This window comes from Candidatus Methylomirabilota bacterium, assembly GCA_036005065.1.
In the GTDB taxonomy this organism is placed as follows: Bacteria; Methylomirabilota; Methylomirabilia; order Rokubacteriales; family DASRDR01; genus DASYQW01.
In genome coordinates this window covers 1-16,154 of sequence record DASYQW010000312.1, presented here as the reverse complement: position 1 = coordinate 16,154, position 16,154 = coordinate 1, and the positions used below count along the sequence as shown (strand labels likewise).

The 16,154-nt window shown below is 70.0% G+C and carries 13 protein-coding genes and 1 pseudogene; 5 read left to right on the top strand and 9 right to left on the bottom strand.

Translation table 11 applies throughout. The annotated features are described in order from the left end of the window. Positions 1 to 861, bottom strand: an 861-nt coding sequence (locus VGW35_21295) for a fumarate hydratase (GenBank protein ID HEV8310207.1), incomplete at its 3' end; no start/stop codon positions are given. A gap of 153 nt (positions 862 to 1,014) precedes the next feature. Between VGW35_21295 and VGW35_21290 the strand changes: the two genes are divergently transcribed. After that, entirely contained in the window at positions 1,015 to 1,449 is a 435-nt protein-coding gene (locus VGW35_21290) for a response regulator (protein ID HEV8310206.1), read from the top strand. 30 nt (positions 1,450 to 1,479) lie between these two features. On the opposite strand, the gene fusA is transcribed toward VGW35_21290, so the two are convergent. From fusA to VGW35_21250, 8 genes and pseudogenes are all read right to left on the bottom strand, one after another. Then, positions 1,480 to 3,570: an elongation factor G gene (gene fusA, locus VGW35_21285; protein ID HEV8310205.1), complete on the bottom strand. Its 2,091-nt coding sequence runs from the start codon at positions 3,568 to 3,570 to the stop codon at positions 1,480 to 1,482. A 147-nt stretch (positions 3,571 to 3,717) separates the two neighbouring features. Further along, positions 3,718 to 4,599: a hypothetical protein gene (locus VGW35_21280; protein ID HEV8310204.1), complete on the bottom strand. Its 882-nt coding sequence runs from the start codon at positions 4,597 to 4,599 to the stop codon at positions 3,718 to 3,720. Positions 4,600 to 4,849: 250 nt separating this feature from the next. Next, entirely contained in the window at positions 4,850 to 7,630 is a 2,781-nt protein-coding gene (uvrA, locus tag VGW35_21275; protein ID HEV8310203.1) for an excinuclease ABC subunit UvrA, read from the bottom strand. A 143-nt stretch (positions 7,631 to 7,773) separates the two neighbouring features. After that, complete coding sequence (locus VGW35_21270; protein HEV8310202.1) at positions 7,774 to 8,103, bottom strand: hypothetical protein; 330 nt, start codon at positions 8,101 to 8,103, stop codon at positions 7,774 to 7,776. 98 nt (positions 8,104 to 8,201) lie between these two features. After that, a pseudogene (locus VGW35_21265) lies at positions 8,202 to 8,312 on the bottom strand (NAD(P)-binding protein). Between the two features lie 93 nt (positions 8,313 to 8,405). Then, positions 8,406 to 10,016: a hypothetical protein gene (locus VGW35_21260; GenBank protein ID HEV8310201.1), complete on the bottom strand. Its 1,611-nt coding sequence runs from the start codon at positions 10,014 to 10,016 to the stop codon at positions 8,406 to 8,408. 3 nt (positions 10,017 to 10,019) lie between these two features. Next, positions 10,020 to 10,283 (bottom strand): hypothetical protein, encoded by a 264-nt coding sequence (locus tag VGW35_21255; protein ID HEV8310200.1) that lies wholly within the window; start codon positions 10,281 to 10,283, stop codon positions 10,020 to 10,022. Positions 10,284 to 10,314: 31 nt separating this feature from the next. Then, complete coding sequence (locus VGW35_21250) at positions 10,315 to 11,103, bottom strand: IclR family transcriptional regulator (GenBank protein ID HEV8310199.1); 789 nt, start codon at positions 11,101 to 11,103, stop codon at positions 10,315 to 10,317. 167 nt (positions 11,104 to 11,270) lie between these two features. Here VGW35_21250 and VGW35_21245 point away from each other — a divergent pair, with 167 nt between their 5' ends. From VGW35_21245 to VGW35_21230, 4 genes are all read left to right on the top strand, one after another. Continuing rightward, the gene (locus VGW35_21245) at positions 11,271 to 11,969 is read left to right on the top strand and encodes a PIG-L deacetylase family protein (GenBank protein HEV8310198.1); all 699 of its coding nucleotides are present in this window, start codon (positions 11,271 to 11,273) and stop codon (positions 11,967 to 11,969) included. Then, entirely contained in the window at positions 11,969 to 13,780 is a 1,812-nt protein-coding gene (locus VGW35_21240; protein HEV8310197.1) for a M28 family peptidase, read from the top strand. Before VGW35_21245 ends, VGW35_21240 begins: the two co-directional genes overlap by 1 nt. Positions 13,781 to 13,787: 7 nt before the next feature. Further along, positions 13,788 to 14,867, top strand: coding sequence for a hypothetical protein (locus tag VGW35_21235; protein ID HEV8310196.1), 1,080 nt, complete (start codon positions 13,788 to 13,790; stop codon positions 14,865 to 14,867). A gap of 349 nt (positions 14,868 to 15,216) precedes the next feature. Then, positions 15,217 to 15,513: a hypothetical protein gene (locus VGW35_21230; GenBank protein HEV8310195.1), complete on the top strand. Its 297-nt coding sequence runs from the start codon at positions 15,217 to 15,219 to the stop codon at positions 15,511 to 15,513. Positions 15,514 to 16,154 lie beyond the last annotated feature (641 nt).

The window sequence follows — 16,154 nt, the reverse complement described above, 5'->3', positions numbered from 1 at the left end:
ATGGATCCGGGCGGAGGCGCGCTCGCCCCGCCAGCACTGGAGCGTCACCGCCACCGGGTTCTGGGTGATGTGCGTGTAGGCGGCCTCGACCATCACGGCCAGCGCCGTGGTATCCCCGCCGAGCCCCATGGGGCCGAGGCCCGACATGTTGATGGCCTCGAGGAGCTCGGCCTCCAGCTTCGCCAGGTCCGGGTCGGGGTTGGACTCGCCGACCGGGCGCCAGATCGCCTCCTTGGCGAGCTTCATGCACAGGTCGGCGGTCCCGCCGATCCCGACCCCGACGATCGTGGGTGGGCACGGCTTCCCGCCTCCCTCGAGGACGCATTCGAGGACGAACCGCTTGATCCCGGCGACGCCGGCGGCGGGCGGCAGCATCCGGAGAAACGACATGTTCTCCGAGCCCGACCCCTTGGGCATCATGGCCAGCTCCAGCGTGTCGCCATCCGGCAGAAACGTCCAGTCGATGGCCGGAATCCGCCAGCCGGTATTGGTCTGCGGGTTCTCCCGGGTGAGCGGATGGCAGATGCTGGAGCGGAGGGGATGCTCTACCGTGGCCCGGCGCACGCCTTCGGCCAGCGCCTCGGCGATGGCGTGGCCTCCCAGCCGGTCGAAGGGGAAGGCGCGGCCGACGCGAACCTTGAAGACCGGCGTTCCCGTGTCCTGGCAGACCAGGAGCCCATGCGTCTCGGCGACGTCGATGTTCCGGAGCATGGTGCCGAGGATCTCGCGCGCTCGCGGATGGGTCTCCCGGGCGTGGGCCCGCGCCAGCGCGCCTTTCACGTCCGGCGGCAGGACTTTCAGCGCGCGGACATAGAGGGTCTTGGCAGTCTCGGCGATCAGCTCGTCGTCGGGTTCGGGCATGGCGGCCGTCCTCCGGAGGCAGGCGCCCCCGCGCCGACTATCGGGGGCCGGGATCGGCGGTGTCAAGGGGAAATGCGCCCGCCGGCTTGCCCGGAGCGCGCCGTGGGGGGCCGGACTTGACACCGGTGCCGCCCCTCCGTAGTGTTCCTGATCGTGCTACCGGAGGCACGTACCGTCCCGCGGAAGTGGGTCCTCGTCGTCGACGACGACGCCCGGATCCGCGCGGTGTGGACCGAGGCGCTGACGTCCGCGGGTTACGCCGTGGTGGGGTCGGAGGACGGCATGGCGGCGCTGGAGCTGATCCGGGACCTCTTCCCCGACCTCATCCTTCTCGACCTGAACATGCCGCGCCTGTCCGGGTGGGGATTCCTGGACACCGTGCGCGATCACCCGCACTGGAGCCGGATCCCGATCCTGATCGTGTCCGCCTACCTGGACGATCCGGACCGGCCGATCACCGAGGCCGGCCTCAACATCGTCGGCCGGCTCGAGAAGCCGGTTCGCCTGACCCGCCTCATCGCGAAGGTGCGAGAGACGGTCGGACCGGGCCCGCCGGCCCCGAACGGCCCGAGGCGCGGGCCGCCGTAGCTCACCGGGCCGCCGCGGGCAGGCGCGGGGTCAGTGCTTTTCCGCGGCCTTGGCCTCCCGCTCCTTCTTGGCCTCGGCCACCACCTTCTCGGCGAGCATCCCCGGCAGCTCCTCGTAGTGGGAGAACTCCATCGAATAGCTGCCGCGGCCGCCCGACATCGAGCGGAGGTTCGGCTCGTAGTTGAGCATCTCGCTGAGCGGCACCTGGGCGCGCACCGCCGTCGTCTCGCCGCTCGGCTCCATCCCCGCGATCCTCCCGCGGCGGCTGTTCAGGTCGCCGATCACGTCTCCCGCCAGGTCGGACGGCACGGTGACCTCGACGTTCATGATCGGCTCCAGCAGGGTGGGCTTGGCCTCCTGCACGGCCTTCTCGGCGGCGACCTGCCCGGCGAGCTGGAAGGCGATGTCCGACGAGTCGACGCTATGGTACGAACCGTCGTAGAGCGTCACCCGGACGTCGACGACCGGATAGCCGGCCAGCACCCCGCGCTCGAGCCGGGCGCGGACACCCTTCTCCACCGAGGGGATGAAGTTTCGCGGAATGGAGCCGCCGAAGATCTTGTCGACGAACTCGAACCCGCTTCCGCGGGGCAGCGGCTCGATCTCGATCCAGCAGTCGCCGAACTGCCCGCGGCCCCCGGTCTGCTTCTTGTGGCGGCCCTGGACCTGAGCCCGACCCCTGACCGTTTCCTTGTACGGAATGCGCGGCGGCAGGAGATTGACCTCGGCGTTGAACTTCCGCTTCATGCGCTCGAGGGTGACCTCGATGTGCAGCTGCCCGACCCCCGAGATGAGGAGCTGCCTGGTCTCGGGATCGTAATGGTAGCGGAGGGTGGGGTCCTCCTCGGCCAGACGGGCCAGCGCGTTGGAGATCTTGTCCTCGTCGCCCTTGGCCTTGGGCTGCAGGGCGAAGGAGATGGCAGGCTCCGGGAACGCGATGGCGGGAAAGACCACCGGGGCCGCCTCGGTGGCGAGCGTGTCCCCGGTGAGAGTCTCCTTCAGCTTGGCCACGACGCCGATCTCACCGGAGCCGAGGACGTCCACGCCACGCTGCTCCTTGCCCTGCATCAAGGCGACCTGTCCCACCCGCTCTCGCGCCTCCCGCGAGGCGTTGTACACCTGCGAGTTGCCGCTCAGGGTGCCGGAGAAGACGCGGAAGAGGGTCAGCTTGCCGACGTGCGGGTCCGTGAAGGTCTTGAACACGAGCGCGGAGAACGGCTCCTTCACGCTCGGCGCCCGCGTGACCGGCTCCTTGGTGCGCGGATCGGTCCCCTCGATCGCCCCGCGGTCCGCTGGCGACGGGAAGGAGTCGATGACCAGCTCGAGCAGCGAACGGACGCCGAGCGTCTTCGCCGCCGAGCCGCAGAGCACGGGCACGAGCTTGCCGGCGCCGATGGCCGCCCGGAGCGCCTTGATCACCTCTTCCTCGCCGAGGCTCCCCTCGTCGAGGTACCGCGCCAGGAGGTCGTCATCGGTCTCGGCGACCGCCTCCACCAGCTTCTCCCGGTATTCGCGCGCCGAGGCTGCCAGGTCCGCGGGGATGTCCACCTCCGCGATCTTGCCGTCGCTCAGCACGTGGGCCTTCATTCGCACGACGTCGACCACCCCCCGGAAACCCGCCTCCTGCCCCACCGGCACCTGGAGCGGCACGAAGCGGCCCTTGAGGCGGCGCTGGATGGACTCGAACGCCCGGCCGAAGTCGGCGCGCTCGCGGTCCATGCGGTTGACGAAGCAGAGCCGCGGCAGCCCGTACTCCTGGGCAAACTTGGAGACCTTCTCCGTCTGAACCTCGACCCCGGCCACCGCGTCGACGACGATCACCGCGCCCTCCACGACCCGGAGCCCGGCCCGCGCCTCCGCGATGAAATCGCCGTACCCCGGCATGTCGACGAGATGGAATCGGTGGTCCTTGTAATCACAGAACGCCACCGCGGTATTGATCGAGATCTTGCGCTTGACCTCCTCGGGGTCGAAGTCCGTGGTGGCGGTCCCATCATCGACCCGGCCGAGCCGATTGGTCATGCCGTTCCGGAAGAGGATCGCCTCGACCAGCGACGTCTTGCCGACACCGCCGTGTCCGACGAAGCCGATGTTGCGGATGCGGGAGATGTCGATGGCCATTTCGCCTCCTCGGGAGGTGAGCGGGGGTCAAGCGCGGTATACGAATCCTAGCACAGGAGGCGAGGAGCCGTCAGCCGGCGGTCGGCCGGCGACCCAGCCGGTCCGGCCGAGGACGCCGAGATGCGACGGGCCCCGGCCCGGGCCGCCTCAGGTGCAGCGGCCCGGCGTTGCCAGCGCGTAGCTCAGATCGACGGGAGGCACCCGGGGATCGTCGGGATCCGGCGCCTTCTTGAGGCCGTCCAGCACCTCCTGCCGGACGGCCGCCCGGTCGGCCCACCGGTAGGACCGCTCGAACGTGCACCACGCCTCGGTCACGCGTCCCGCGTAGAGCATGTGGAGCAGCAGGCTGATGACCGCCCGCCGAGCCCCGCGACTGTCGCCGGACTGCTGGGCCTCGGCCAGGCGGCGGCGCTCCTGGGCGATGCGGAAGCGGAAGACCTGGGGGTATCGGCGATTGTCGGCCAGGTAACCCTTGTCCCGGAACGCGTAGACGAGCGGGATCAGCGGCGAGTCCGCGAAGGGCAGGTCGAACGCGTAGGCGAATCGGGCGTCGCAGGCGATCAGCTCCAGGTTCCCATCCTGATCGAGGTCGGCGACGCGGAGGCTACAGTCTCCCCCCCGGATCAGCCCTTCCCGCCGCACCTGCACGCCCTGGACGTGGAGGACGTAGTAATCGAAGCAGCAATGCGCACCGCCCGACCAGTCCTGGACGATGACGTGCCGGCCGGAGCCCCGGCGGAGGGGCTGGCGGGGCTGGTTGTAGAAGGTGAGACGGTAGCCCTCCAGGACGACGTGCTCCCAGCCACTCTCTTCCCGTGCCACCAGCGCCTCGCTCTGCTCGGACCGCCGGACCCGGATGAGCGTGACCGCTTCGACGGCCAGCTGCTCCTGATCCGGGAAGGGGTGGAACTCCGGGTGCGGTACGTAGGCTTCGCGCTTCAGCGCCTCCTCGTCCTCGGACGACTGGGCCGCGACCGACGCCACGCGTCCCCCGACGCCCAGCGCGAGTCCGAGGACGACCGCAGCCAAGGCGAGCGCGGAGAGAGGCCCGAGCCAACTCATCGGGCCACACGGCGGCAGGCGACGCGCATCGGCCCGGGCCGCCTCATCGGGCTGCCAGGGTAGTGCCCAGAGCCCAACGTTCGCCCGGTGGAACCGGGCCGAGGCGCGAGCCCCGCTAGGACGCAGGGAGGAGGCGGGCCGAGGCGTATGCCGCATACGTTGAGGCCCGCCGACGACCGAGGACGACGCGGGGCGACGCGCATCGGCCCGGGCCGCCTCATCGGGCTGCCAGAACCCGGCCCAGGAACCGCCCCGTGTAGGACCGGTCCGCCTGGTCAGCGACGTCCTCGGGTGTCCCGGTGGCCACGACACGACCGCCCTCGTCGCCGCCCTCGGGACCGAGATCGACGATGTGGTCGGCAGTCTTGATCACGTCGAGGTTGTGCTCGATCACCACCACGGTGTTCCCCTGGTCCACCAGCTGGTTCAAGACGTCGAGGAGCCGCTGGATATCCGCGAAGTGCAGGCCGGTGGTCGGCTCGTCCAGGATGTAGAGGGTCCGCCCGGTCGCCCGGCGCGACAGCTCGGCCGACAGCTTGACCCGCTGGGCCTCGCCCCCGGAGAGCGTGGTGGCCGGCTGGCCGAGGCGGATGTAGTCCAGGCCGACGTCGTGGAGAGTCTGGAGCTTCTGCTTGATCGGCGGCACGGCCTCGAAAAAGACCAGCGCCTCTCGCACCGTCATCTCGAGAACCTCGGCGATGTTCCGCCCCTTGTACCGGATCTCGAGGGTCTCGCGGTTATAGCGTTTCCCCTTGCACACCTCGCACGTCACATAGACATCGGGGAGGAAGTGCATCTCGATCTTGACGAGCCCATCGCCCTGACACGCTTCGCAGCGCCCCCCTTTGACGTTGAAGGAGAAGCGGCCGGGTTGATAGCCCCGGGCCCGGGCGTCGAGGGTGCGGGCGAACAGCGAGCGGATGAACGTGAACACCCCGGTGTACGTTGCCGGATTGGAGCGGGGCGTCCGCCCGATCGGGGACTGATCGATGTTGATGACCTTGTCGAGGTGCTGGAGCCCTTCGATCCGATCGTGGGCGCCCGGCTTCTCCTGGGCCCGGTGGAACACCTGAGCCAGCGCGCGGTACAGGATGTCGTTGACCAGTGTGGACTTCCCCGAGCCGGACACTCCGGTGATGCACATGAAGGTGCCGAGGGGGATCCGGATCGGCATCCTCTTCAGGTTGTGCTCGCGCGCCCCGTGCACGGTGAGGCTCTTGCCGGTTCCCGGGCGCCGGATGAGCGGCAGGGGGATCGACAGCTCACCGACCAGGTACCGTCCGGTGAGGGACTTCGGGTCGGCCATGATCTCGGCGGGCGTCCCCGTCGCCACGACGTAGCCGCCCAGCTCGCCGGCGCCGGGGCCGAGGTCGATGACGTGATCGGCCGATCGGATCGTCTCCTCGTCGTGCTCGACGACCAGTACCGTGTTGCCGAGATCGCGGAGCCTGAGGAGGGTGTCGAGGAGCCGGCGGTTGTCCCGCTGGTGGAGGCCGATGGAGGGCTCATCGAGGATGTAGAGCACCCCGACCAGGCTGGAGCCGATCTGGGTCGCCAGCCGGATCCGCTGGCCCTCTCCGCCCGAAAGCGTCCCCGCCGCCCGGTCGAGGGTCAGGTAGTCGAGCCCGACATTCTGGAGGAAACCGAGCCGCTCGCGGACCTCCTTGAGGACCCGCCGCGCGATGGCCAGCTCGCGCTCGCCGAGGTTCAGGGTCTCGAAGAAGCGTGCCGCGTCCTTGATGGTGAGCGCGCAGAGCTCCTGGATCGCGCGCCCGGCGACCCGCACGGCCAGGCTCTCCGGCCGGAGCCGTCCCCCCTTGCAGACCGGGCAGGGTCGCTCGGACATGAAACGCTCGATCTCGAGCCGGATCTCTTCGGAGGTCGTCTCCTTGTACCGGCGAGCGAGCACGCCGACCACGCCCTCGAACCCGCCCTCCTCGCCCGCTCCGTGCAGGATGAGCTGGCGCGTGGCCTTGGACAGGTCCCCCCAGGGCTTTCCCAGGCTGAATCGCCGCCGGCGGGCCAGCACCTCGAGCGTCTGCTTGAAAAAGACGGACTCCCGACCCGCCCAGGGCGCCAGTGCCCCCTCCTTCAGCGATTTCCGCGGATCGGGCGCCACCAGGTCGGGGTCGATCTCGAAGCGGGTGCCCAAGCCGCCGCACTCGAGGCAGGCGCCGTAAGGGTTGTTGAACGAGAACATGCGCGGCGAGATCTCGGGGAACGATACGCCGCAACGGGCGCAGGCCAGGCGCTCGGAGAAGACGAAGGCCTCACCCCCGTCGGCCATCTCGACCACCACCACACCCTCGGCCAACTTGAGGCACGTCTCCAGGGAGTCGGCCAGGCGGGGGGCGATCGACTCCTTCACGACCAGCCGATCCACCACGACCTCGATCGTGTGCTTCCGATTCTTGTCGAGCTCGATCTCCTCGGAGAGCTCGCGCACCGTCCCGTTGACCCGGACGCGGCTGTATCCCTGGCGACGCAAGTCGTAGAAGAGCTTCCGGTACTCGCCCTTCCGGCCCCGCACGACGGGGGCCAGCACGACGATCCGGGTTCCGGCCGAGAGCGTCAGCACCCGGTCCACCATCTGCTGAACCGTCTGGGCCGCGATGACCTGGCCGCACCGGGGGCAGTGAGGAACGCCCACCCGGGCGTAGAGGACGCGCAGGTAATCGTAGATCTCGGTCACCGTGCCCACGGTCGACCGCGGGTTCTTCGAGGTCGTCCTTTGCTCGATCGAGATGGCCGGAGAGAGGCCCTCGATGGAGTCGACGTCGGGCTTCTCCATCTGCTCGAGAAACTGCCGGGCATAGGCGGACAGGCTCTCGACGTAGCGGCGCTGTCCCTCGGCGTAGATGGTGTCGAACGCCAGCGAGGACTTCCCCGAGCCGGACAGGCCCGTGATGACGACGAGTCGGTCGCGGGGGATCTCGAGGTCGATGTTCTTGAGGTTGTGCTCGCGGGCGCCCCGAATGACGATCCGATCGCTGGCCATGGGCGGAACGTGGTTATTGTTGCCGAAGAGCACGCCGCGTGCAAGACCTGGCAGAGGCGCCCCCGCCCTCCCGAGCGATCCTGCGGGCGGGACGGGCTCGTGGGATTGGCCGTGGGCCTCCAGGACCTTGCGGCCGCCTCGCGTTACGGGCTTCGCTTGATCTCGATCAGCTTGCACCCCGTCGGCGTTCCTGCTTCGGGGGTCGCCGCTTGGTACGCCGAGATGCTCGCCAGGCGAATGACGTCTTTGGTTTCAAACACCAAGTACGCTCGGGTCACGGCTGCCAGCTTGCCCCAGGCCTCGGGCGCGGGCTCTCGAGAGATCGAGACGCAGTTCCGCGCCTGAGCCTCGGCGGCCTGAGGGAGGATGGCCGGTGCCCAGCGTGCCGGGGTTATCAAGAGATTGAGGGCGATGCCGGTGAGGGCTGCCGCAATCACCGTGAGAACGGCCTTCGTGTAACCGTCAATCGTCATGGGTCATCCTCCATGGGTGGTGTCGGGAGTCCAGCCGTTGAGCGCCAGTCCGCCACGCGCTCGCCGATCATGATGCAGGTCAGGTTGGTGGGGTCCGGCTCCAGGAGCAGCACTCTCCGACGGGCATCCTCGGACAGCCGCGCGGCCAGGACGGCGCCGGACGAGCCGGCGCCAACGATGACGTCGTCGCCATGGCGAGCACCATGCATTCCCAGCGCCGCGGTCGGAGGACTCGCCAAGCCTAGCCCGGCCGTCCGGTTGGGGTCAAGGCGGGCGGAGCCGGCTCGGCTCATCCGCGTCGCTCAGTCGTGCAGGTCGGCGAAGCCGGGTGGAAGCGGGCTACGTCGAGATGGGCGCGGCGCGGACGAGAGGAGCCAGACCACGGCCGCGTTGACCGGCATGGCGACGAGCGCCGGCCACGCGGCAAGCCAGCGGAGCCACCGGGTGCCGGGGGGGACGTCCAGGCCGGCGAGCGCGACCAGCGTCAGCATCCCGTAGACGACGACGCCGACGCCGGCGCCCAGGGCCAGCGCGCGGGGGGAAAGCCGCTCGCGCCAGCACGCCAGGATGGCGGCGGGCGCGCCCCCGGCGGCTGCCAGGCCGAGCGCGGCCTCGAAGAGCCGCCATGGAGATGCCGGCAGAAACACGGCCAGGAGGCCGGTCGTCGCGAGCGCGGCGGCGGTTGTCGCGAGCCCGTGGCCCCGGCCCTGCCGATTGCCCCCGTCAAGGTCACGCCGCACGGCGGCGAGCGTGGCCAGGGCCGCCGCGGCGCCTCCGCCCGCGAGCCCGAAGAGCGTCGCGTACCTCAGGGCCATCCCCAGCCCCCCGAGTGCCGGCACGCTGGTCGGGAGCTCGTAAATCTCGCTCCCGGCGATCCCGCCCGTATAGATCTCCGGAACGAGCCAGGCCGCATAGAGGCTCCACGCCATGGCCGCGACCAGGCCGAGCGTGACAAACAGGGCGGCCAGCCCCGCGGCGCGGTCGCCCGTCGGGCGGCCCGCGGGAAGCGCCGCGTGGACCGGGGCGAGACCCAGGGCCCCCACCAGCACCGTGACGCCCAGCCCGGCCAGCGCTCGCCAGTCCGTTCGCCGGCCGGGTGGCTCCAGCCAGTCCAGCCCGCTCGGTGCCCCCGGAATGGGCCGGCCCGCCTGGAACCGGACAGGGAAGCCCCGCGGCACCACGACCCGGTCACCGGGCCGCAGCGTCACCTCGAGGGGCTCCGTGACCGCGCGGCTCCAGCCACCGCCTTCCCAGAGCATGACCCGCACGTGGCCTGGTCCAAGGAGCGTCACCCGCTGCTCTTCCTTGACCTCCACCGTGAGCTCAGCCCCGGGCCCCCAGAGGGCACGTCCCTCGCGCACCCAGATCCCGTCGCCCGAGAAGACGGCGCGCGAGCGCGAGGCAACCTCGGCCCAGACCCGTGGCCAGGCAGGGCCGGTGGCCACCAGGACGATCCCCAGAGGGACCACGAGCCCGACGAGAACCAGGCCGCCTCCGATCGCCGCTACGGTCCTGGCGACATCCTCCCGCCACGCGAACAGCGCGAGGGCGATCGCCGCCACTCCGATCGTCCCGGGCGGAGACCAGCCCGCGGTCTCCGCGAGCTCGCGGCCAGCCGCCAGCTCGGCCCACAAGAACAGCAGAGCCGACCCGGCGCTGGCGAGCACGAGGAGACGGAGTGCCGGCTCATCCCCGAAGCGGTGGCGCGCCAGATCGACCACGGTGACCGCGGTCGGCGGGAGCCGGATCCACGGGGCAGCGAGCACCGTGACCACCAGGACCGCCCCGCCAGCGAGGACCAGCAGAGGCCAGAGCCCCCGGCTGCCGTCCGTGAGGAGCGACGGGCCGACGGCGAGGAGGACCGGGGGAGAGAGCCACACCGCGGCGAGGCGAAGGGCACCGCCGAGCGCCACGCTCTATCCCGGCTCGCGGTGGCGGTCATGGGCGCGCGGGCGGAAGGTAAGGACGACCAGCCCGGCGCCGTATGCCGCCAGCGTTGCCCACCAGGCGAGGCTGACCCCGGCCAGGCGGACCGACGCGAGCTCATGGGGGGCCGCGAGAAGCCCGCCGACGCCGCTCAGCGAGGCCACCAGCCCCAGCGTGGCGAGCAACGCTCGCCGGCGATGGCGGCGGAGGCGGTCGCGCGGGCTGACGATGTCTCGGCGGGAAGGCCGGATCACCGGGCGCGGAGTAACGTCGGTGGCACCCGGCTCAGCCCGGGATCACGGTATAGCCGAGGCGCTTCGAGACCTGATGCGCGGCGCCTTTGACGCGCGGCGCCAGCTCCTCCTGGAGGCGCTCGAGCGGAAGCCGGAACGCCGGCCCGGTGACGCCGATCGCACCGACGACCCGCTTGGCATAGTCACGAATGGGAGCCGCTACGCTGCGGACGTCGGGCTCGAGCTCCTCGTCCTCGAAGGCGACCTCCTGCTCGGCCACTCGTCGCAGCTCCTCGCCGAGTCGGCCCAGATCCGTCAGCGTCCGGCTGGTGACCCCGATCGGCTCGTGCTGTTTCCAGAGCAGCTCGAGCTCGTCGTGGGGGCGGAACGCCAGCTGCGCCTTCCCGAGCGCAGCGGCGTGGGCCGGCAGCCGCCGGCCGAGCTGGGATGTGACCCGGACCGCCCGGGGAGTCTCGACCATGTCGAGGCACACGACCCAGGGGACCTCGAGGACCGCCAGGTACGTGGTTTCCCGCGTCTCGGCGGCGAGCTGCTCCAGAACCCCGCGCGCCTGCTTGGCCAGCCCGAGTTGGTGCAGGAACACGCTCGCCACCTCGAAGATCTTCATTCCCAGCTGGTAATTGCCGGTGGTCTTGTCCTGCTCGACGTATCCGCGGGTCTCGAGGGTCGCCAGAAGGCGAAACACGTTGTTCTTGTGAAGCTTGAGCTTCCGGGAAAGCTCGGTGACCCCGAGCTCCTCCTGGCCGATCGTGAAGGCCTCGAAGATGTCCAAGGCACGGCTGACCGACTGGATCAGGTAATCGGACTTTGCCTTTTTCATGGTCTCGGTCGGTCCCCCCAAACAGGCGTCGAGGAAAATCATAAACCGTTGTTATAGTTCGGTCAATCGAAAATATCATTTGGGACGACGTGGTAAAGTGGAGCGGGCGCGGGGCAAAAGGGCCCGGGCGAAGGCCGCCCGGGCGGCTCGCCACACGAGGAGGGACCATGACGGAGGTTCGGCGGGTGCTGGTCGTCGTCGCACACCCCGACGACGCCGAGTTCGGCTGCGCGGGCAGCGTCGCCCGGTGGGGTGGCGACGGGGTCGAGGTCTTCTACTGCATCGCCACGAACGGGAACAGGGGCTCGAACGACCCCGACATGACCCCGGAGCGCCTGGCGGTCATCCGGGAGGAGGAGCAACGAGCGGCCGCCCGCACGCTCGGCGTGAAGGATCTCGTCTTCCTGGGCTACCCGGACGGCGAGCTCGAGGATACCCGGGACGCGCGGCGCGACGTCGTGCGGGCCATCCGGCGCTTCCGGCCGGACCGGCTCGTGACCCAGAACCCGTATCCGACCCTCAACCCCTACGGGGGGCACCGTGACCACCGCCACGCCGGGCGGCTCGCGCTGGACGCCGTCTATCCGTACGCCCGGGACCGGCTGCATTTCCCGGAGCTCCTCCAGGAAGGCTTCCAGCCCCACAAAGTGCGTGAGGTCTACCTGATGGGCTACACCGAGCCGGATACCATCGTCGACATTACCGAGACGATGGACCGGAAGCTCGCCGCCCTCCGCTGCCACGCGAGCCAGCTCAAGGACTTCGCCGCCGTCGAAGGGCTGGTGCGCGAGCGGGCCGCCGACGTCGGGAAGCCGCAGGGCTACACCTACGCCGAGGGGTTCAGGGCGATCCACCTCCCCCGCTGATGCTCCGCCGACGCGGGCTCTCGGCCGTTCTGGCGCTCGCGGCCGCCTGGTGGGCGGTCGCCGGGGCGGCCACCGAGCCCCTGCCCGACGCCGCGCGTCTCCTCGGCTGGGTGCGGGAGCTGTCCGGGCCCACGATGGAAGGCCGCGCCGCCGGCACACCCGGGGCGGACCGCGCCGCGAGCTACATCGCCGACCACTTCCGGCGGATCGGTCTTCGGCCGCTCGGGGACGGCGGCACATACTTCCAGCGCTTCCGGGTGCTGACGGGCGTCCGGCTGGGCCACGGGAACCTCGTGGAGGTCTCGGTCCCCGGGCGCCCGCCGCGCGGCTTCGCGCCCTCACGCGACGTTCTCCCCTTCACCTTCTCCGACGACGGAGAGGCCCGGGGAGATCTCGTCTTCGCCGGCTACGGAATCACCGCTCCGCCGCTCGGCTACGACGACTACGCCGGGGTGGAGGTCCGGGGCAAGGTCGTCCTCGTGATGACCGGCGAGCCGCAGGAACGGAACCCCCACGGCCCCTTCCGGCCAGCCGAACACTTCCATTACACCGAGCTCCGCCACAAGGTGCTGAACGCCCGCGAGCATGGTGCGGCCGCGATCGCGATCGTCGAGAACCCGGGACGATCCCAGGACAGCCCCCAGCCGATTCGCGGCACGACGCCGGCCTGGGGTCTCCTGGCCGTCAGCGCGACGCGGGCGGTGGCGAGCGCGATGCTGGCGCCGGCGGGCCAGAGCCTCGCGGGGCTGCACGCCGACATCGACCGGTCGCTGACGCCACGATCACGCCCGGTCCCAGGCGTGTCCGCGCGGGTCCGCGTCGCGCTCGTCCGCGAGCAGGGCGAGACGGCCAACGTCCTCGGCTTCCTGCCCGGAACGGATCCCGCCCTGCGCGAGGAGGCCGTCGTGATCGGCGCCCACTACGATCACCTGGGCCGCGGGAGCCCGTTTTCGCTCGCTCCGGCCCAGGCGGACGAGGTTCACCCCGGCGCCGACGACAACGCCTCCGGAACCGCCGCGGTGATGGGGCTGGCCGAGGCCTTCGCCCGGGGCGGCACGCGCCGGAGCCTCGTCTTCGCGGCCTTCTCGGGCGAGGAGCTCGGGCTGCTCGGGTCGAGCCACTACGTCGGCCACCCGCCGGTGCCGATCGAGCACACGGTCGCGATGGTGAACCTCGACAGCGTCGGGCGGATGCGCGACAACCAGCTTTACGCGATGGGCGTGGACACCGGCCAGGGGCTGCGCGCGCTCGTCGAGCAGGCGGCGGTCGGGCTCGAGGTGAAGCTCCTCCTGCGCGGCGACGGGGTCGGGCCCTCGGATCACACCGCCTTCCACAACCGGGAGCGACCGGTCGTCTTCTTCTTCACCGGGACTCACCCCGACTACCATCGGCCGAGCGACACCTGGGACAAGGTCAACGCCGACGGTCTCCGCAAAGTCGTGGCCGTCGCCCACCGAACCGTGCGCGCGCTGGCCGACCGGGACGACCGGCTGACCTTCGTCCGTGTTCCGGCGGCTGCTCCGCCAGTGAGCGGCGGAGGCTACGGCCCGTTCTTCGGCGTCGTCCCGGATTTTGCCGAGCAGCCGGCGCCTGGCGTGCGGCTCGGCGGGGTGCGCACCGGCAGCCCGGCCGACCGTGCCGGGCTCCGGACCGGCGACATGATCGTCCGCTTTGCGGGGGTCACCGTGCGAACGCTCGACGACCTCACGTTCGCCCTTCGCAGCCGGCGGCCCGGCGACACGATCGAGGTGACCTACGTGCGCGAAGGCGTCGAGCATACCGTGCAGGCCACGCTAGAGCAGCGGAGGTGAGGGCGCGGTGCTCGACCGGGCGCTGGACCGGCGCACCCTCCTGCGGCTCGGACTCGCCGGGGCCGCGGCCGCGGTCCGGGAGCACGTGGCCGCCCGGCGCGCCCGGGCGCAGGGGGCGCCGGCCCGGGACCCCCGCGAGCGCCACCTCGCCGGGCTCCGGCAGCTCACCTTCGGCGGCCAGAACGCCGAGGCCTATTTCGACTGGACCGGCGAGCAGCTCGTGTTCCAGTCCACCCGGCCGCCGTTCGGCTGCGACCAGATCTTCACCATGCGGGCGGACGGCCGCCAGGTCCGCCTCGTCTCGACCGGCAAGGGCCGGACCACATGCGCCTACTTCTTTCCTGACGGCCGGCGGATCCTCTACGCCTCGACCCACCTGGCTGACCCCGACTGCCCGCCGCCGCCGGACCGCTCGCGCGGCTACGTCTGGCCGCTCTACGACTACGACCTCTTCACCTGCGCTCCCGACGGCAGTGACCTTCGGCGGATCGTTGCCAACCCTGGTTACGACGCCGAAGGCGCGGTCTCGCCCGATGGACGGCGCGTCGTCTTCACGTCGCTCCGCGAGGGCGACCTCGACCTCTACGTCTGCGAGGCCGACGGCGGGGACGTGCGGCGCCTCACCGACCGACCGGGCTACGACGGCGGCCCATTCTTCTCCTGGGACGGACGCCAGATCGTCTGGCGCGGGTGGCACCCCTCCGATCCGGCGGTTCTCGCGGAGTACCGCGAGGATCTCCGGCGCGGTCTGGTGCGGCCGCTCCGCGCCGAGCTGTTCGCGATGCACGCCGACGGGACGGGCTCGCGACAGGTGACGGCCAACGGCGCCGCCAACTGGGCGCCGTTCCTCCATCCCGACGGCGAGCGGATCGTCTTCGCGTCGAATGTCCACGATCCCGGCCGGTTCAACTTCGCGCTCTACCTCGTCCGCCGCGATGGCACCGGGCTCGAGCGCGTGACCTTCGCCGAGTCGTTCGCGGCCTTTCCCATGTTTTCGCGCGACGGGGCCCGGCTCGTCTTCTGCTCGAACCGCGGCGCTTCCGCCTCTCGGGAGTACAACGTGTTCGTGGCCGACTGGCTGGACTAGTTTTGTACTCGAGGAACTCGCCAAGCAAGAAACAGCGCCCGACTTCATTGCAGTCGAATGGGAGAAGTCCGTCTTTGAGCGCCTCGCCGAGTGGCGACCCTGGATAGAAAAGGAACTCGGATCGCGTTGGAGTTTCCTCGGCGGCGAAGACCGTCGTGAGCTTTCTCTTGCGCTCGCATGGGAGGGAGATGGCCATATGAACCGGTTCCCAAGCGTTGATCGACTGTGGTTAGAAATGGGTTTTCAGGAGGCGGACCTCAGACGCCGATACGGAGCGGACGCTGACGAGTTCCCGAAGCGCCTCGCGCGCAACTTGCTTGAGCGGCTCGTTACGCCTTGTAGCCGTACGATGCGCGAGTACATGGGCAGCGCCGACCCCCGGCCAGAACTCAAGTCCAAGAAGGAGCTGATCGATCGCGTTTCGAGAATTATGTGGTCGGATCTGCTACCATCAAAGCCTGAGGATTTCGCGCGAGACAAACGTTGGGCGGCCGCCATCTCTGAGCGAAGCTCCGGCCTGCGCGGCGGCTGGATCGCGATCGTCGTCGGCTGGGCGCATGCAGATCCGGCGGGCGATAATCAGCGGCTCTCCGGCCTCTTGTCGTCGGACGGCTTCCGTGTTCATCCAGTGTGCCTGGCACCGTAGTCGCCAACACACGCGAGGCTGACGGGCAATGGTGAAGGGTGTTCAGTTCGTGGTCGACAACTCAGGTCGCAAGACGGCGTTCAGATCGATCTCAAGAAGCAGGGCCGTCTGCGGGAAGACTTCTACGACCGCACGCTGGCTAAGCAGCGCGCGTCCGAGCCTCGGGAATCGCTGGAGGCGGTGAAGAAGCGTCTATTGGGCCGTCGGCGTCGCTGGCGTGGTTGAGTACTCCGTTGCGCGGTCGGGTCGCCCGGAGCTCGAACGGCTTGAGACCGGAGTGGGCGATGGGTCATCGCGCGTATCGAAGGTCTGGCGTCGAATTCCAAACCCCGAGGATGCGTCGAGCTCCAAGGAGCGAGAACCTTTGGAGAATTCGCATCGGGAGTACCGCGTGATTTATTCGATCGACGACAACGTACGAATGGTGGATATCAGCGCCGTCCGACATCGCAGCGATGCGTACAGGTTGCGTCACCCGTGCGGCTAACCGGCGCTCCTCCTAGCGGACCGGGTGCTCGCGATGCTCGCAGCCCGGCCGCTGAGCCGCTGAGCGCGAGCCTTTAGGCGAACGGCGGTAGCGTGCGCTAAGGTAGGAGGCGGAGGTTGCGGATGAAGTACAAGATCGCCCTGCTGAAGACGGA